At 67.4% G+C, this 15,777-nt stretch carries 21 protein-coding genes; 7 read left to right on the plus strand and 14 right to left on the minus strand.

Features of this window, described 5'->3' with window-relative positions; all coding sequences use genetic code 11:
- The first annotated feature begins 56 nt into the window (after positions 1-56).
- The 5 genes from QN239_RS26615 (at position 57) to QN239_RS26635 (ending at position 5,412) form a co-directional block, all read left to right on the plus strand.
- Positions 57-683, plus strand: a complete 627-nt coding sequence (locus tag QN239_RS26615) for a hypothetical protein (protein WP_499014906.1) — start codon at positions 57-59, stop codon at positions 681-683.
- A 441-nt stretch (positions 684-1,124) separates the two neighbouring features.
- The gene (locus QN239_RS26620; protein ID WP_499014907.1) at positions 1,125-2,507 is read left to right on the plus strand and encodes a hypothetical protein; all 1,383 of its coding nucleotides are present in this window, start codon (positions 1,125-1,127) and stop codon (positions 2,505-2,507) included.
- A 145-nt stretch (positions 2,508-2,652) separates the two neighbouring features.
- Positions 2,653-3,567 carry a class I SAM-dependent methyltransferase gene (locus tag QN239_RS26625; RefSeq protein WP_499014908.1) on the plus strand — a complete coding sequence of 305 codons (915 nt, stop codon included), beginning with the start codon at positions 2,653-2,655 and terminating at the stop codon, positions 3,565-3,567.
- Entirely contained in the window at positions 3,567-4,472 is a 906-nt protein-coding gene (locus tag QN239_RS26630) for a class I SAM-dependent methyltransferase (RefSeq protein ID WP_499014909.1), read from the plus strand. The genes QN239_RS26625 and QN239_RS26630 overlap by 1 nt, the downstream gene beginning before the upstream one ends.
- Before the next feature lie 10 nt (positions 4,473-4,482).
- Complete coding sequence (locus QN239_RS26635; RefSeq protein WP_499014911.1) at positions 4,483-5,412, plus strand: class I SAM-dependent methyltransferase; 930 nt, start codon at positions 4,483-4,485, stop codon at positions 5,410-5,412.
- Here QN239_RS26635 and sppA read toward each other — a convergent pair.
- On the minus strand, positions 5,400-7,160 hold the full coding sequence (gene sppA, locus QN239_RS26640) for a signal peptide peptidase SppA (RefSeq protein ID WP_499014913.1): 1,761 nt from the start codon (positions 7,158-7,160) through the stop codon (positions 5,400-5,402). The genes QN239_RS26635 and sppA overlap by 13 nt on opposite strands.
- A 63-nt stretch (positions 7,161-7,223) precedes the next feature.
- Between sppA and QN239_RS26645 the strand changes: the two genes are divergently transcribed.
- Together QN239_RS26645 and QN239_RS26650 are read left to right on the plus strand one after the other, a co-directional pair.
- The gene (locus QN239_RS26645; protein ID WP_499014915.1) at positions 7,224-8,153 is read left to right on the plus strand and encodes an LLM class flavin-dependent oxidoreductase; all 930 of its coding nucleotides are present in this window, start codon (positions 7,224-7,226) and stop codon (positions 8,151-8,153) included.
- 127 nt (positions 8,154-8,280) lie between these two features.
- Positions 8,281-8,895 (plus strand): TetR/AcrR family transcriptional regulator, encoded by a 615-nt coding sequence (locus QN239_RS26650; protein WP_499014916.1) that lies wholly within the window; start codon positions 8,281-8,283, stop codon positions 8,893-8,895.
- 55 nt (positions 8,896-8,950) lie between these two features.
- Here QN239_RS26650 and rplO read toward each other — a convergent pair whose 3' ends face one another.
- The 13 genes from rplO to QN239_RS26715 all read right to left on the minus strand — a co-directional run bounded on the left by rplO (position 8,951) and on the right by QN239_RS26715 (position 15,736).
- Entirely contained in the window at positions 8,951-9,394 is a 444-nt protein-coding gene (gene rplO, locus QN239_RS26655; RefSeq protein WP_499014918.1) for a 50S ribosomal protein L15, read from the minus strand.
- 5 nt (positions 9,395-9,399) lie between these two features.
- Positions 9,400-9,579, minus strand: a complete 180-nt coding sequence (gene rpmD / locus QN239_RS26660; protein WP_499014920.1) for a 50S ribosomal protein L30 — start codon at positions 9,577-9,579, stop codon at positions 9,400-9,402.
- 2 nt (positions 9,580-9,581) lie between these two features.
- Complete coding sequence (rpsE, locus tag QN239_RS26665; protein WP_499014922.1) at positions 9,582-10,247, minus strand: 30S ribosomal protein S5; 666 nt, start codon at positions 10,245-10,247, stop codon at positions 9,582-9,584.
- A gap of 25 nt (positions 10,248-10,272) precedes the next feature.
- On the minus strand, positions 10,273-10,680 hold the full coding sequence (gene rplR / locus QN239_RS26670; RefSeq protein ID WP_090359836.1) for a 50S ribosomal protein L18: 408 nt from the start codon (positions 10,678-10,680) through the stop codon (positions 10,273-10,275).
- Positions 10,681-10,683: 3 nt separating this feature from the next.
- Positions 10,684-11,223 carry a 50S ribosomal protein L6 gene (gene rplF, locus QN239_RS26675; protein WP_090359839.1) on the minus strand — a complete coding sequence of 180 codons (540 nt, stop codon included), beginning with the start codon at positions 11,221-11,223 and terminating at the stop codon, positions 10,684-10,686.
- An 11-nt stretch (positions 11,224-11,234) separates the two neighbouring features.
- Positions 11,235-11,633, minus strand: a complete 399-nt coding sequence (rpsH, locus tag QN239_RS26680) for a 30S ribosomal protein S8 (protein WP_090359841.1) — start codon at positions 11,631-11,633, stop codon at positions 11,235-11,237.
- Between the two features lie 101 nt (positions 11,634-11,734).
- Positions 11,735-11,920, minus strand: a complete 186-nt coding sequence (locus tag QN239_RS26685) for a type Z 30S ribosomal protein S14 (protein WP_083736047.1) — start codon at positions 11,918-11,920, stop codon at positions 11,735-11,737.
- Positions 11,921-11,923: 3 nt separating this feature from the next.
- A complete protein-coding gene (gene rplE / locus QN239_RS26690; RefSeq protein WP_090359843.1) occupies positions 11,924-12,496 on the minus strand; it encodes a 50S ribosomal protein L5 in 573 nt (190 codons plus the stop codon).
- Between the two features lies 1 nt (position 12,497).
- Positions 12,498-12,815 (minus strand): 50S ribosomal protein L24, encoded by a 318-nt coding sequence (gene rplX, locus QN239_RS26695; RefSeq protein WP_090359845.1) that lies wholly within the window; start codon positions 12,813-12,815, stop codon positions 12,498-12,500.
- Positions 12,816-13,184, minus strand: a complete 369-nt coding sequence (gene rplN / locus QN239_RS26700; protein ID WP_018601827.1) for a 50S ribosomal protein L14 — start codon at positions 13,182-13,184, stop codon at positions 12,816-12,818.
- Between the two features lie 176 nt (positions 13,185-13,360).
- The gene (locus QN239_RS26705; protein WP_499014926.1) at positions 13,361-13,786 is read right to left on the minus strand and encodes a RidA family protein; all 426 of its coding nucleotides are present in this window, start codon (positions 13,784-13,786) and stop codon (positions 13,361-13,363) included.
- Positions 13,776-15,380 (minus strand): gamma-glutamyltransferase family protein, encoded by a 1,605-nt coding sequence (locus QN239_RS26710; RefSeq protein WP_499014928.1) that lies wholly within the window; start codon positions 15,378-15,380, stop codon positions 13,776-13,778. Before QN239_RS26710 ends, QN239_RS26705 begins: the two co-directional genes overlap by 11 nt.
- The gene (locus tag QN239_RS26715) at positions 15,380-15,736 is read right to left on the minus strand and encodes a Rieske (2Fe-2S) protein (protein ID WP_499014930.1); all 357 of its coding nucleotides are present in this window, start codon (positions 15,734-15,736) and stop codon (positions 15,380-15,382) included. Before QN239_RS26715 ends, QN239_RS26710 begins: the two co-directional genes overlap by 1 nt.
- Positions 15,737-15,777 lie beyond the last annotated feature (41 nt).

Consider the following 15,777-nt stretch of genomic DNA (forward strand, 5'->3'; position numbering starts at 1 on the left):
CCACACCAGATCGCTACTCCCGCAACCGTTCTACGGTGGCGGCGGCAGCTGGTTTAGTGGCTCTGGCAGCGGCGGTCGCCTTCCCGGCGACCGCCGTTGCGGACCCGCTGCCACCAGATCCGCTGCCTGTTCCCGGCGACCCCGCGCCGCTTCCGCCCGCACCGAATGTGCCGGTGATAGGTGCACCGCTCGGGCCGGCGGGATGGAATGTCCTGGCACAGAACGGCTCTCAGGCCGCACCGGGCGCACTCGGGGCTCCGCAGGATATATCCGGGCTGGACCGCAACACCGTTCTCGGCCAACTCCCTGCGCCGGCAGCTCCCGGCGCAGGTCCAGGCGCAGTACCCAACCTCAACCCGTTCAACAACGCCTATGGGTTGCCGCAGTGCGATGTCCCGTCGGCTCCCGGCAAATGTGAACAGTTCGACGTTGCACCCGGCGAAGAGCATGCCGATGTGAGCCGCCGGGAGTGGCTGGGCCGGTACATCGACCTCTACCGCGACGGCAGGCTGCGGGGCGGATTGCTCGGCCAGCTTCCGCAGCAGCAGCTCGGAGAACCGTTGCCGGGCACCGCACCTCCGCCCGGGACCAACATTCCGCCCGGCCTCGGCCAGTACCTGCCAGACCCGCCGGCACCCGCGGACGGCGCTCCCCCAGCCCCCGCTCCAGCACCGCAAGGCTGACCACAACACACACATAGTCACGAAAGAGGCCGTATCCCAACGGGTTTAACCTGTGGGATGCGGCTTCTTGTCGTCGACACGAGAATCCTCTACAGCGGAGAGCCACGGCATCCGTGTCGAAATGTACTGATTTACAGACAAATTCACCCTTGGCAAAGCTCGCGCGATCGCAACCCTCGGCTCGCACCCCAGGCTCCACTCCACCGAAACGGGCATGCTCGATACGCGGGGAAGATCTCGCGCGTGGCGCGAAATACGCCTTCCTCAGCGAGATTTCGGTGAATTCTAGGAGAACTCACGCTGGGAGATTGTCCTCAGTCGCAGGTAGAAGACCTGCGGTTTCAATACCAGGTGATTTAAAGACATTGCTGGGTAGTGGATTAGCAATTCCTAAGGTAATTTCTGCCTGTCAAACTCACCCAGACCCAGGGAGTTTCCGCTGTGAACCGTAAGTCCGCTTCACTGACGGCCGGTGTGTGCTCACTCTGCATCACCGCATCGTTGGTTACCGCTCCGCCGCACGCCGCAGCGGCCGCCACTGCGCCCGCCGTTCAGCACCGCACCGTTTCCACGCTCGAACAGCCCTATGAGCTGACGGCGTCGATCGACCAGTTGCTCGCCGTGGCCGGCCTGCCGCTGAACAACTTGAACACGACGATCAACACGGTCGGTCAGCTGCTGGTGTTCGTCAAGGGCCTCAACCTGGCGATGGGCCACCTTTACACGGGCGCTTGGGGTTCCGTCCCGGCAGACCTCCTGCAGGCGTGGACCGATGAGCAGAAGGCGATCCAGAACGTCATCGCGCTGCCCGCCAAGCTGATCGCCTACGACCTCTCCGTCATCGGCGGTGCGTTCGGCGCCACCGCAACTGCCGCCACCGCGGCGAAGTCCGGCACCGCTGTCGCCACTGCGAGTGCGGGGACCACCGTTACCGGCATCGCCACACTTCTTTCGCTGCCGCTGCAGAACTTCAACACGGCCGTGAACACCGTGGGTCAGCTGCTGGTGTTCATCAAGGGCCTCAACTCGGCGATGGGTCACCTCTACACCGGCGACTGGGCCGCGATCCCGACCGATCTGGCGAAGGCCTTCACCGACGAGGTGACGGCCATCAAGAACGTCTTCGCCCTGCCGGGCAAGCTCATCGCCTACGACCTGGGCGTCATCAGGGGTGCGGTCGGCGCCACGGCGACCGTGGCCGCCGCGACGACCGTCACGAGTTCGCGCGTCCAGACGCTGGCCCTGACCGCAGCTCCTTCCACTGCGGGCAGCACGGGCAAGACCGCCGAGGAAACGTCTAAGTCCGGCACGGAGACCAAGGACGGCACCGACGCCACGGACACGACCGAGGTCAAGGACACCACCGAGACCAAGGATCCGACCGAGACCAAGGACACCACCACCGAGGTCAAGGATCCGACCGAGGTCAAGGACACCACGACCGAGGTGAAGACCCCCACCGACGAGAAGACCTCGACGGAGACCAAGGACACCACCGGCACCGGTACCACCACCGCCGGCTCGGCGTCCGGGACGTCCACCGATACGACCGGCGACAAGACCGGCGACACGGCCGGGGCCAAGGACGCCACCGACGGCAAGGGTTCCACCACCGGCAAGCAGGGCACGGGCAAGAAGGGCTCGACCTACGGCAAGCACGCTCGCCAGGACGACGGCACCAACTCCACCGCCTCGGCGTCCACCGGTACGACCAAGACGTCCACCGGCGTCGGCCGGCACCGCAAGCCCGAGGGTGCGAGCTCGGAAGGTTCGTCCTCTTCGGCGTCCGCTTCGTCGGCAGGCGGCTCCAGCGCTGCGGCGTAACTAGACGCATCACGCACGTATCGACGAGGCCCCCGGCAGCACTGTCGGGGGCCTCGCTCGTGTCCAAGGAAGCAGACAGATTCAAGGCGTACAGTCGGAATCGTTCATTACATCAGCTAAGTAAAACGGCGAGAGGGGCCTTGTGATGGCACGCGTAGACGGCGATACCTGGGATCTGGCATCCAGCGTCGGCGCCACCGCGACCATGGTGGCGGCCGCCCGGGCAATGGCCTCGGCCGCCCCGAATCCGGTGATCGACGATCAGTTCGCGGCCCCACTGGTACGGGCGGTCGGCGTCGACTTCTTCACCAAACTCGTCGACGGTGAACTCGGTGAATCGGACCTGGGCGACGACCCCCGGATGAACATCGCGCGGTTCGCCAACGGTATGGCCGCACGGACCCGATTCTTCGACGACTTCTTCACCGCCGCCGGGAACACGGGTGTGCGCCAAGCCGTAATCCTGGCCGCCGGCCTGGACGCCCGTGCCTACCGGCTGGACTGGCCGGCAGGCACGGTGGTGTTCGAGATCGACCAGCCCGAGGTCATCGAGTTCAAGACGCAGACACTGACCGAGTTGGGTGCGCAGCCCACCGCGGATCGCCGGACGGTGGCCGTCGACCTGCGCGACGACTGGGTGTCCGCGCTGCGGGCCGCGGGATTCGACCCGGCAGCACCGACCGCCTGGATCGCCGAGGGCCTGTTCGGTTACCTGCCCTCGGAGGCGCAGGACCGGTTGCTCGATCTGATCACCGAGAACAGTGCCCCTGGCAGCCGGCTGGCCGCCGAGGCGGTTCCGGGCACCGGCGACGTCGACCCCGAGGTGCTCAAGGAGCGCATGCAGTCGGTCACCGACAAATGGGCCGAGCACGGGTTCGACCTGGACTTCAGCGAGCTGGTCTATCTGGGCGACCGCACCGACGCCGGCACCCACCTCGACGACCTGGGGTGGCAGACCTCCGGCGTGCCCACCAACGAGCTGCTGGCCCGCTACGGCCTGCCCACGCTCGACGAGGACGCGCAGTTCGGGTCGCCCATCTACATCACCGCGGTGAAGTGATGGCGCGGTCCGAGACGGACAGCTGGGACCTGGCCTCCAGCGTGGGCGCGACCGCCACCATGGTGGCCGCGGCCCGCGCGCTGGCCACCGCCGAGCCCGACGCGATCATCGACGACCCGTATGCCGCGGACCTGGTGCGCGCGGTCGGTGTGGATTTCTTCACCCGGCTGGTCAACGGCGATATCGAGATCCCCGACGATGAGGCCGCCGCCGGCGGTATCCGGCTCATCACCGACACCATGGCCGTACGGACCCGGTTCTTCGACGACTTCTTCATCGCTGCCGGGGACGCCGGCGTACGCCAGGCAGTCATCCTGGCCTCCGGCCTGGACACCCGGCCGTACCGCCTGCACTGGCCTGCGGGCACCGTGGTCTACGAGATCGACCAGCCAGACGTCATCGCCTTCAAGACGCAGTCCATGGATGCCCTCGGCGCGAGGCCGTCAGCGCAGCGCAGGACCGTCGCGATCGACCTGCGCGAGGATTGGCCTTCGGCGTTGACGGCAGCCGGATTCGATCCGGCTGCACCGTCCGCCTGGAGTGCCGAGGGCCTGCTGATGTACCTGCCGCCCGACGCGCAGGACCGGCTCTTCGACGAGATCACCGCCTTGTCTGTGTCGGGTAGCCGGCTCGCCACCGAGTATCACGGCGGCGACTTCGGCCAGTCGCTCGGCGAACGCGCCAAGGAGATGGTCGGGCAGTGGGGCGCGCAAGGATTCGACATCGATCTGTCCGAGCTGTTCTACAAGGGTGAGCGCAACGACGTCGTGGACTATCTGTCCGCCCGGGGCTGGCAGGTGCACAGCCGCAGCCGCCGAGACGTGTTCGCCGACTACGGCCGGCAGTTCCCCGAACTGGCCAACCCGCTGCAGCACTCGGTATCCATCACCGCCATTCGGGACTGAAGGAATTTTCATGGCAACCAACAGCACTGCGCGCTCCGACGGCGACTCCTGGGATGTCGCCTCCAGCGTCGGAGCCACCGCCACCCTGGTGGCCGCCGGCCGCGCCATCGCCAGCACCGAACCGCACGGCTTGATCGACGATCCCTACGCAGCGCCGCTGGTGCGCGCGGTCGGCATCGACTTCTTCACGAAGATGATCGACGGCGAGCTCGATCTCACGGACATCTCGCCGGAGGCCGCCAAGCGCGCTCGCGCCAATATCGACGAGATGGCCGTCCGGACAAAGTTCTTCGACGAGTATCTGATGGCCGCCACGGAGACGGGCATCCGGCAGGTCGTCATCCTGGCATCCGGACTCGACTCGCGCGCCTACCGCTTGGCCTGGCCCGCCGGGACGGTCGTCTACGAGATCGACCAGCCAGACGTGATCGAGTTCAAGACCAGCACACTGGCCGGCATCGGCGCCGTACCGACCACCGAGCGCCGCACGGTGTCGATCGACCTGCGCGAGGATTGGTCCACCGCGCTGCGCAACGCCGGCTTCGATGCCGCCGCCCCGTCCGCCTGGCTGGCCGAGGGACTGCTGATCTACCTACCTCCGGAGGCCCAGGACCGCCTGCTCGACGTCATCGACCAACTCAGCGCCCCCGGAAGCACCGTGGCCACCGAGTTCGTGCCGGGACTGCGCGACTTCGACCCGGAGGCGGTGCGTGACGAGGCCGCGAGCCTGAAGGCTCTCGGACTGGACCTGGATATGCCGTCGCTGGTCTATCCCGGCGAAAGGCACTCTGCCGCCGACTATCTGGGCGCCAGGGGCTGGGAGATGACCGGTGTGCCACGGGCCGAACTCTTTGCGCGCTACGGGTTGCCGCTACCCGAGGTGGTTGCGGACAACCCGATGGCCGAGATCGTCTACATCAGCGGCACTCAGAAGCGGTAGTCCCCCAGCCACAGCGCCGTCACACCGCTGACGGCGCTGTGCGCCTGATCCAGCGCCCCGACGACCGAACGGCCCAGCAGCGCGCCGAGTGCCTGCGGCAGGGAGGCGGCCACGGGCTGCGATGACGCCTTGGGCCGCAACATGTCCAGCAGCGACGAGCCCGGGTAGCTCACCAAGCGGGCGGCGGCGTCGGGAGCTACGCCGGCGAGCACCTTGGCCCGGGTGATCGCGGTGCGCAGACCGCCGAGTTCGTCGACCAGACCACGCTCCTTCGCGTCCGCCCCGGTCCACACCCGGCCTCGGGCCACCGCGTCGACATCCTCGACCGACAGCTTGCGGCCATCGGCGACCCGCTGCACGAAGTCGGTGTAGAAGAGGTCGGCCTCGGCTTCCACGTGGGCGTGCTGTTCCGCGGTGAACGGCGCATTGACCGACCAGGCGTCGGCATTGGCGTTGGTGCGCACCGAATCGGTACCCACCCCGAGACGGTCCTTGAGCTCACGGGCCACCAACTTGCCGGTGACCACACCGATCGAACCGGTGATCGTGCCGGCATTGGCAATGATCTCGTCGGCGGCCATCGACACGTAGTAGCCGCCGGAAGCGGCGACGGCACCCATGGACGCCACCACGGGCTTGCCGGCGGCCCTGGCTCGGACCACCTCCCGCCAAATGGTTTCCGAACCCGTCACCGAGCCACCGGGGCTGTCCACCCGCAAGACGATCGCCGATACGTCGTCATCGGCGACGGCCTCGCGCAGGGCGGCGGCGATGGTGTCCCCGCCCGCGCTGGAGTTGCCGATCGGCAGCACCTGCGGTCCGCCGCGCCCACTGACGATGGGTCCGTGCAGCGTGACCACCGCGATGGTCGGTTTGCTGTTCAGACCGGGGATGTTCGGTATCGGTTTGGCGGCGGTGGCCCGCGCGTATCGAGACAGGAACAGCCGAGGGGGCGCGTCCTCACCGTCGGCAACCGTTGCGCCGCCGCTGAGTTCGGCGATCCGCGCGTAGGCCTCGTCGCGGAAACCGATGCGGTCGATCAGCCCGCCGGTCACCGCGTCATCGCGCAGCAGCGGGGCCTTGTCGGCCAGCGCATCCACCGCGGCGCCGTCGAGGTGCCGCGATGCCGCGACCGCGGTGCGCACCTGCGCGTGCAGGCTCTCGATCATCGCGCTGTCCGCTTCCCGATGCGCGTCGGTGTAGCCGTCCTGCGTGAAAAGGTTTGCCGCCGACTTGTATTCGCCACGGGCCACGAACTGGGCCTCGATCCCCACCTTGTCCAGGGCATCGCGCAGGAACATCGCGTTGGTCGCGAAACCGACCAGCCCGACCGTGCCCGACGGCTGCATCCACACCTCGCGGAACGCCGAGGCCAGGTAGTAGGACAACGTGCCGGGATACGTTTCGGCCCAAGCGAGTGTCGGCTTCAGCTCGCCGAAGGAGACGATGGCCTCGCGCAGTTCCTGCACCGGGCCCGGCGCTGCCGCGGGGATCTGCACCCGGGCGATCAGACCGGCCACCCGATCGTCCTTCGCGGCACGGTCGATGGCGGCGACGGCCTGACGCAGGGTGATCGGCTTTCCGCCGGCCGAGATCAGCGCCATCGGATCGAATCCGGTGGTCTCCGGCGGCACCGCCTGCAGGTCCAGTTCCAGCACACACCCGTCGGGCACGCCGTTGTGCCGGGCCGTGTCCACCTTGCGGACGATGGCGCGCAGTTCTGTAGTGCCTGGGAGAAATCCGAACATCACCCGAGCGTACCGATCGTCGGGAGACGGGCAGCGGCACTCGATCGGCCGTACCGTGTGGCCGTGAGGTTCTCCATCTCCCTGCCCCAGTTCGTGGACACCGCGTTCGACACCACCGGCGTCAAGGAGTATCTGGCCCGGGCCGAGGAACTCGGGTTCGACGGCGGCTGGACGCTCGAGCAGACGGTCGGCCCCGCCCCGCTGATCGCCCCTCTGGAACTGCTCTCCTACGCGGCGGCGTGCACGACACGGTTGCGGCTCGGGGTGGCGGTCTTGGTCACGTCCCTACACGACCCGCTGCAGCTGGCATCGGCGGTGACCGCCGTCGACCGGCTCAGCCACGGCCGGCTCGATCTGGGAGTCGCGCCAGGCGGCGGTGGACGTCAGTTCTCGGCGTTCGGCGTCGACGGGTCGTCGTTCATCTCCAGCTTCACCGAAGGACTGGAGTTGATGAAGGCGGCATGGTCGGACGAGCCCCGGCTGACCTTCCACGGGCGGTTCCGCGATGTCGCCGACCTACAGATCGTGCCCAAGCCGGTGCAGCGCCCCCATCCGCCGATCTGGTTCGGCGGTAACGCACCTGCCGCGCTCGCCAGGGCGGTCCGGCACGGAGACGCGTTTCTGGGGGCCGGATCGTCCACCACCGCCGCCTTCGCGACCGCAGTGCACACGCTGCGCCGCGAACTCGACGAACAAGCCAGGGACGCGGCCCGGTTCACCATCGGCAAGCGGGTCTACCTGATCGTCGACGACGACAGATCCCGCGCGTGGGATCGGGCCGTGGCCGGGTTGGACCGGATCTACGGCCGTGGCGCGGGGCTCGAAGGCGTCGCGGTGGTAGGCACACCCTCCGACGTGGTGCGTGGACTGGCCGAGGTGGCCGCCGCGGGAGCACAGACCATCCTGCTGAACCCCCTGGGCGCGACAGTCGCCGAGGATCGTGAGCAGATGGAACGCCTTGCGGCCGAAGTAATCCCGCAGCTGCCTGAATGAAGGACGAGGTGCCCGCAGACGACCGGGGGTATTGGCCTGCCCGACCCCTCGCCCCCAGGCAGGCCAATACGAACGTATTGTTGCACGATACATTCGTACTTGCCACGTCGGGCTATACGGTGGGTCGGTGACTCGCTGGCCGCCGGATTCCACCCGCGATCCGGCCGCTTCGAATGCCGACAAGATCCGCAACGCCGCGCTCGTCAACTTCGCCGCGCGCGGTGTCGGGGCCACCTCGTTGCGCGAGGTCGCGTGCGCGGCAGGGGTGTCCATCGGACTGGTCCAGCACCATTTCGGGACCAAGGCCGGGCTGGTCGACGCGGTCGACCGGTACGTCGTCGAAGTGATCCAGACAACGCTCGCCTCCGGGCCGGGACCCACCACGCTCGAGGCCTTCGGTCAGAAGGTCACCGCACTGTTGGTACAGCACCCGACCGTCGTCGACTATCTGGCCCGGTCACTCGTGGAGGTCACGCCGGTCGGTTCCGCGATCTTCGACACCTTGATCGAACAGGGCCTGACCCGGTGGGAGCGGCGGGCTGAGGAGGGCCTCGCCCGCGACGATCTGGACCACACCTGGGCGGCGCTCAATCCGGTGCTGTTGTTCTTCGGCACGGTGCTGCTGCGGCCGCACATCGAGCGGCACCTACCGGCCCCGTTCACCTCACCCGCCCAGCTGGAGAGGTGGGGTGTCGCCGTCAACGACATGATGCGCAGGGGCCAGATGCGCCCCGAGGATTAGCGTGCCCATGCAAACGGCCCCCGCCGGAGGCGGGGGCCGTTTGTGAAGAGAACTACTACAGCTCGGTCGCCGAGCCGCCGGCAGCAGTGATCGCCTCGCGGGCGCTGCCACTGAACTTGTGCGCGGTGACATCGACCTTGGCCGACAGCTTGCCGTCGCCGAGGACCTTCACCAGTACGTTCTTACGCACCAGGCCCTTGGCCACCAGCTCGTCGACACCGACGGTGCCGCCGTCCGGGAACGCCTTGCCCAGATCGCCGATGTTGACCACGCCGTACTCGGTACGGAACCGGTTACGGAAACCCTTCAGCTTCGGCAGACGCATGTGGATCGGCATCTGGCCGCCCTCGAACGTCGAGGGGACGTTCTTGCGAGCCTTGGTGCCCTTGGTGCCGCGGCCCGCGGTCTTACCCTTGGAACCTTCACCACGGCCGACGCGCGTCTTGGCGGTCTTCTCGCCCGGCGCCGGCTTCAGGTCGTGCAGTTTGATGACGCTCATGATTCCTAGACCTCCTCGACCGAAACGAGGTGATGGACGGCCTTGATCAGACCGCGGGTCTGCGCGTTGTCCTCACGAACCACCGACTGACGGATCTTCCGCAGTCCCAGGGTCCGCAGGCTTTCGCGCTGCTTCCAGCGTGCGCCGATGGTCCCGCGCACCTGGGTGATCTTGACTTCAGCCATGGTTATGCCGATCCTTCACGCGCTGCCGCAGCGGCCAGCGCCTCGCTCTCGCGACGGGCCCGCAGCATGCCGGCCGGCGCCACATCTTCGATGGACAGCCCACGACGGGCCGCCACCTCTTCGGGGCGCTGAATCATCTTCAGCGCCGCCACGGTGGCATGCACCACGTTGATCGCGTTGTCGCTACCCAGCGACTTGGCCAGAACGTCGTGCACACCGGCACATTCGAGCACCGCGCGGCAAGCACCGCCGGCGATGACACCGGTACCCGGGCTGGCCGGTCGCAGCATCACGACACCGGCCGCGGCCTCACCCTGAACCGGGTGGACGATGGTCGCACCGATCAGCGGCACGCGGAAGAAGTTCTTACGCGCTTCCTCGACACCCTTGGCGATGGCGGCCGGAACTTCCTTGGCCTTGCCGTAGCCGACGCCGACCATGCCGTTGCCGTCACCGACGATGACCAGCGCGGTGAAGCTGAAGCGCCGACCACCCTTGACCACCTTGGAGACGCGGTTGATGGTGACGACGCGCTCGATGTAGTTGCTCTTCTCGCCGCGGTCATCACCGCGGCCACGGCCGCCGCGATCGTCACGGCCTCGGCCGCCGCGATCTCCGCGGCCGCCGCGATTGTCCTGCGCCGAACCGGCGCCAGCCTGCTCGGCCATCATGCAGTCCTCTCGTTAACAGTCATCAGAATTTCAGCCCGCCTTCGCGCGCGGCATCGGCAAGCGCCGCGATGCGACCGGCGTAGGTGTACCCACCGCGGTCGAACACGACGGCCTCGATACCGGCGGCCTTGGCGCGCTCGGCGATCAGCTGACCGACGCGCGTGCTGACGGCCTTCTTGTCACCTTCGACGGCACGCACGTCGGCCTCGATCGACGACGCGGCGGCCAGCGTGGTGCCGGTCAGGTCATCGATGAGCTGCACGTGGATGTGCCGCGCCGAGCGGTTCACCATGAGCCGCGGCGTGGTAGCGGTGCCTTCGACCTTCTTGCGCAGCCGGGCGTGGCGGCGCAGGCGCGCGTTGCGCCGGGTCTCGGAGATGTTCTGCCCCACCGGCTTACGGGTGGCGGCTTCAGTCTTCGTGGTAGCCATGGGTTACTTACCTGTCTTTCCGACCTTGCGGCGGATCTGCTCACCCTCGTAACGCACGCCCTTGCCCTTGTACGGGTCGGGACGGCGCAGGCGACGGATGACAGCGGAGATCTGGCCGACCTTCTGCTTGTCGATGCCGGAGACCGAGAATTTGGTGGGCGTCTCCACCGCAAAGGTGATGCCTTCCGGCGCCTCGATGAGCACCGGGTGGCTGTAGCCGAGCGCGAACTCCAGGTTGGCGCCCTTGAGCGCGACGCGGTAACCCACGCCGAAGATCTCCAACTTGGTGGTGTAGCCCTCGGTCACACCGGTGACCAGGTTGGCGACCAGCGTGCGCGACAGCCCGTGCAGCGAGCGGTTGCGCCGCTCGTCGTTGGGGCGGGTCACGACGATGGCACCATCGTCATTGCGGGACACCACGATCGGCTCCGCGATGTCGAGGGTCAGGGTGCCCTTGGGCCCCTTGACCGACACGTTCTGGCCCTCGATGGCCACGTCGACTCCGGCGGGAACCGGAACCGGCTGTTTTCCAATACGCGACATGTTCTCTTCCCCTACCAGACGTAAGCGAGGACTTCGCCGCCCACGCCTTGTCGAGATGCCTGGCGATCGGTGAGCAGACCCGAGGACGTGGAGATGATCGCCACGCCCAGGCCGCCGAGCACCCGAGGCAGATTGGTGGACTTCGCGTAGACCCGCAGGCCGGGCTTGCTCACCCGACGCAGGCCGGCGATGCTGCGCTCACGGCTGGGGCCGTACTTGAGCTGCACGACCAGGGCCTTGCCGACGCGGGCATCCTCGGTGCGGAAATCTGAGATGTAGCCCTCACTCTTGAGGATCTCGGCGATATTGGCCTTGATCTTCGAGTGAGGCAGCGTCACCTCGTCGTGGTACGCCGAATTGGCGTTACGCAGACGCGTCAAGAAGTCTGCGATGGGATCGGTCATCGTCATGACAGCCGGTTCACCTTCCTCGCGGCGGTTCCCACGTAGTCGATCGACACTGTGTCAATCTTCATGGGGCCTTCCGTGTTTTGAAATCGAATGAATGCTGGTTACCAGCTGGACTTCTGCACACCGGGCAGTTCGCCCGCATGTGCCATCTCGCGCAAGCAGATTCGGCACAGGCCGAACTTGCGGTACACCGCGTGCGGACGGCCGCAGCGGTTGCACCGGGTGTAGCCACGCACCGCGAACTTCGGCTTCTTGTTGGCCTTGTTGACCAGAGCCTTCTTTGCCATTGCTCAGTTCTCCTTGAACGGGAAGCCGAGGGCCCGCAGCAGCACTCGTCCTTCATCGTCGTTGGTCGCCGTGGTGACCACGGTGATGTCCATGCCACGGGGGCGGTCGATGGAGTCCACGTCGATCTCGTGGAACACCGACTGCTCGGCGAGCCCGAAGGTGTAGTTGCCGTTGCCGTCGAACTGCTTGGGGCTCAGGCCGCGGAAGTCGCGGATACGGGGCAGCGCGATCGACACGAGACGGTCGAGGAACTCCCACATCCGGTCGCCGCGCAGCGTGACGCGGGCGCCGATGGGCATACCCTCGCGCAGCTTGAACTGTGCGATCGACTTGCGGGCCTTGCGGATCTCCGGCTTCTGGCCGGTGATCAGGGCGAGGTCGTTGACCGCGCCGTTGATCAGCTTGGCGTCGCGGGCGGCGTCACCGACACCCATGTTCACGACGACCTTCACCACGCCCGGGATCTGCATCACGTTGGCGTAGTTGAACTCTTTGTTGAGCGCGTCCTTGATTTCCTCGCGGTAGCGCTGCTTCAGCCGCGGCTGCACCTTGGCGGTGTTTTCTACGGTGGTCATGTCAGATGTCCTTGCCATTGCGCTTGGAGACGCGGATCTTCTTGCCGGACTCCTCGTCGACGCGGTAGCCGATCCGGGTCGGGTTGCCGTCGGAGTCGACGACCATCACGTTGGAGACGTGGATTGCCGCCTCCTGCGTGACGATGCCGCCCGAGGACGCGCCACGCTCGTTCTGCGACTGAGCGGTGTGCTTCTTGATCCGGTTGACACCCTCGACGAGAACCTTGTCGCGGGTCGGGTAGGCCTCGAGGACCTTGCCCTTGGCGCCCTTGTCCTTACCGGAGATGACGAGCACGGTGTCGCCCTTGTGCACCTTCATTTACAACACCTCCGGGGCAAGCGAAACGATCTTCATGAACTTCTTCTCACGCAGCTCACGACCGACCGGCCCGAAGATGCGGGTGCCACGGGGGTCGTTGTCGTTCTTGATGATGACGGCGGCGTTCTCGTCGAACTTGATGTAGCTGCCGTCGGCGCGGCGACGCTCCTTGACGGTGCGCACCACGACGGCCTTGACGACGTCACCACGTTTGACGTTGCCGCCGGGGATGGCGTCCTTGACGGTCGCCACGATGATGTCGCCGATACCGGCATAGCGCCGCGACGAGCCACCGAGCACGCGGATGCACAAGATCTCCTTGGCACCCGTGTTGTCGGCGACCTTCAGCCGCGATTCCTGCTGAATCACTCGATCTCCTGACCTGGGTTGTGTGCACGCCAGATACCGACCTGGTCATGCGCGGTCTTGTTTCCGCAGGGCACGCAGGGTCATAGGAATATGACCGAGGTCTGCCCGCGGCAACCCCTAGAGTCTAGGGGACGCGCTGCTCAGCGCCAAATCCCAGCTCAGCCGGGGCTGCGCCGTCACACCACGGCAGCGGTCAGTTCCACCTCGACGGGCGCTCCGGACGGCAGAGACGCGACGCCGACAGCGCTGCGCGCCGGCAGTGCACCGGCACCCAGTTCCGCGGCCAGCACGGCTGACGCGCCGTCAGCAACCGCGCTGAGCTGGGTGAATGTCGGCGCGCAGGCGATGAAGACGGTCATCTTCAGACAACGTATCCCGGCGCGCTCGGGCAGCACCGAGCGTACGGCGGCCAGTGCATTGCCCGCTGCGTGCCCGGCCGCGGCACGCGCATCCTCGGGAGAGACGGTGTCACCGACGATGCCGGTGTAGAGCAGCGCACCGTCCCGTCGTGGCGTCATACCCGCGGTGTGGATGACCCGGTCGTGCAGGACCGCGGGTACATAGTCGCCCTGTGGCAGCGGCGCCACGCGCTCAGTCGACACCGAGTGCCACGCCTTCCTGGCGGGGATCGGCGGCTCCGCTGAGCACACCACGGTCGTCCACCGAGATCAGTTGCGCGCTGCCGCCCGCTCCCCACCGCGGCTGGACGACCACGCGATGTCCCAGCGCGCTCAATTGGTCGCGCACCCCGGCCGGCACGCCGGGTTCCAGACGCAGCTCCTCAGGGGCGCCGATGATGTCGGCGTCCGAGCCGGGAAACACCGTGAACCGTGGGGCGGCCACCGCCTCCGCGGGATTGCGCCCGTGGTCCAGCACATGGGAGATCAACTGCATGTTCCATTGCACCTGGCCGTCGCCGCCCGGGGTGTTGCCGACATGTTTGAGGGCGCCCGCATCGTCGGTGACGATCCACGCGTTGAGCGTGTGCAGCGGTTTTCGGCGCGGTTTCACCTCGTTGGGATGTCCTGGTATAAGGTAGGCGCCCCGGCCCAGCCGGTTATTGAGCACCACGCCGGTGCCGGGCACGGTGAACTTCGCGCCGAAGGTGAACGCCAGCGAGTGGATGAAGCTCACCGCGCGCCCGTCGGCATCGACCGCCACCGTCGAGGTGGTGTCCCCCGCCGCGACCTCGATACGGCCACGCACTTCGGTGCGGCCGTCGAGATCGCGGCGTTGCGCGTCCAGACGTTCTGCCGTGCGGATGTAGTCGACCCCGTCGCGATGGTTATCGCTGCCGCACAACGCAAATCGGTCGGCGAAGGACAGTCGGGCGGCGCGGGCCAGCCGGTCGATCGCGGCCGCGGACAGCCACTCCGTCGCACCGAGCACCCCGTCGCACAGTGCTGCCTGCTGCACCACCATCCACCCGGGTGTCGGCAATGGGGTCTGGTGCAGCAACGCACCGGCGTAGCGTCCGGTAAGCGCCGGCTCGGGAGTCACCCGCGCCCCCACGGCCCATTCGTCGCCGCTGAACGGCGCACCACCGGCGTGGAGCGCGGCCACGGCCCGCTCCGCGAACTCGCCGGTGTAGAAGCTGCCGGGGTTGTGTGCCAGCGTTCGGATGGTTGCCGCCAGTGCCGGCTGCGGGAGGCGGCGGCCGACGGCCACCGGAACACCTTGCGGCGCATAGATATCCGAGAGTCCGGGGTCTGCCGCAACCGCCTGGGCAGCCGAGCGGACATCGCCGGCGGTGCGCTCCGAGCAGGGCAGCCCGTTCTCGGCGATGCGGGCGGCGGGTTCCCACAGTTCCGGCAGCGACCGCGTGGCGCCGCCGCCGTGGAGTGCCCGCAGCGCGGCGAGTGCGCCGGGCACGGCGACGGCCAGCGGGCCATCCATGGGTATCGCGCTGAGACCGAGCGCCGCATAGAAATCCGCGGTTCCGCCATCGGGGCCGAAGCCGGATCCGTTGACGGTCCACACCCGCCCGTCGGGTTCCCGCACCACGGCGAAGGCGTCGCCGCCGATACCGCACTGGCCGGGCAGGGTCAGCCAGGTCAGTCCGGCCATCGCCAGCGTGGCGTCGATGGCGTTACCACCGTCGGCCAGCACCCGGGCACCGGCCAGACTGGCGGCCGGGTGGCTGCTGCTGACCATGCCGGCCGCCGACAGCGTCGGCGGGCGTCGCGCCGCGCTCATCAGGCGCCCCGGCGGGCCCGGCGGGTCGGGCCGGCAGGCATCTCGCCCGGCTCCACGCCGACGAAGATCTCACCGTCCCGTTCCTCGCACGGAAAGGTCTTGATGGGTTCGGTGGCCGGCGGGCTGATCGGTTCACCGGTCTCCAGATCGAAGGCGCTGCCGTGACAGGAGCAGCCAATACCGTCATCGCGCAGTTTGCCGGAGGACAGCAGGCAGTCCAGGTGTGTGCAGTAGTTCGAGGTGGCGTATGCCTTGCCCTTGAGCCGTGCCACCGCGAACTCGTGATCGCCGGAATAGAACCGCCGCACGATTCCCTCGGGCACCTGCCCGGATCGTGCTACCCGAACGAAATCCATTGTTGTTCTCCGTCTTTCTGTGGTCTCAGGCTGTGGTCTCA

Origin of the sequence: Mycolicibacterium sp. Y3, assembly GCF_051188035.1 — a bacterium.
GTDB classification, from domain to species: domain Bacteria; phylum Actinomycetota; class Actinomycetes; order Mycobacteriales; family Mycobacteriaceae; genus Mycobacterium; species Mycobacterium fluoranthenivorans.

Bases quoted from the DNA above. Each gene is read 5' to 3' on its own strand.
- QN239_RS26625 (WP_499014908.1), top strand. From the start codon at position 2,653: ATGGCACGCGTAGACGGCGATACCTGGGATCTGGCATCCAGCGTCGGC.
- QN239_RS26630 (WP_499014909.1), top strand. From the start codon at position 3,567: ATGGCGCGGTCCGAGACGGACAGCTGGGACCTGGCCTCCAGCGTGGGC.
- QN239_RS26635 (WP_499014911.1), top strand. From the start codon at position 4,483: ATGGCAACCAACAGCACTGCGCGCTCCGACGGCGACTCCTGGGATGTC.
- sppA (WP_499014913.1), bottom strand. From the start codon at position 7,160: ATGTTCGGATTTCTCCCAGGCACTACAGAACTGCGCGCCATCGTCCGC.
- rplO (WP_499014918.1), bottom strand. From the start codon at position 9,394: ATGAGCGTCATCAAACTGCACGACCTGAAGCCGGCGCCGGGCGAGAAG.
- rpmD (WP_499014920.1), bottom strand. From the start codon at position 9,579: ATGGCTGAAGTCAAGATCACCCAGGTGCGCGGGACCATCGGCGCACGC.
- rpsE (WP_499014922.1), bottom strand. From the start codon at position 10,247: ATGGCCGAGCAGGCTGGCGCCGGTTCGGCGCAGGACAATCGCGGCGGC.
- rplR (WP_090359836.1), bottom strand. From the start codon at position 10,680: ATGGCTACCACGAAGACTGAAGCCGCCACCCGTAAGCCGGTGGGGCAG.
- rplF (WP_090359839.1), bottom strand. From the start codon at position 11,223: ATGTCGCGTATTGGAAAACAGCCGGTTCCGGTTCCCGCCGGAGTCGAC.
- rpsH (WP_090359841.1), bottom strand. From the start codon at position 11,633: ATGACGATGACCGATCCCATCGCAGACTTCTTGACGCGTCTGCGTAAC.
- QN239_RS26685 (WP_083736047.1), bottom strand. From the start codon at position 11,920: ATGGCAAAGAAGGCTCTGGTCAACAAGGCCAACAAGAAGCCGAAGTTC.
- rplE (WP_090359843.1), bottom strand. From the start codon at position 12,496: ATGACCACCGTAGAAAACACCGCCAAGGTGCAGCCGCGGCTGAAGCAG.
- rplX (WP_090359845.1), bottom strand. From the start codon at position 12,815: ATGAAGGTGCACAAGGGCGACACCGTGCTCGTCATCTCCGGTAAGGAC.
- QN239_RS26710 (WP_499014928.1), bottom strand. From the start codon at position 15,380: ATGAGCGCGGCGCGACGCCCGCCGACGCTGTCGGCGGCCGGCATGGTC.
- QN239_RS26715 (WP_499014930.1), bottom strand. From the start codon at position 15,736: ATGGATTTCGTTCGGGTAGCACGATCCGGGCAGGTGCCCGAGGGAATC.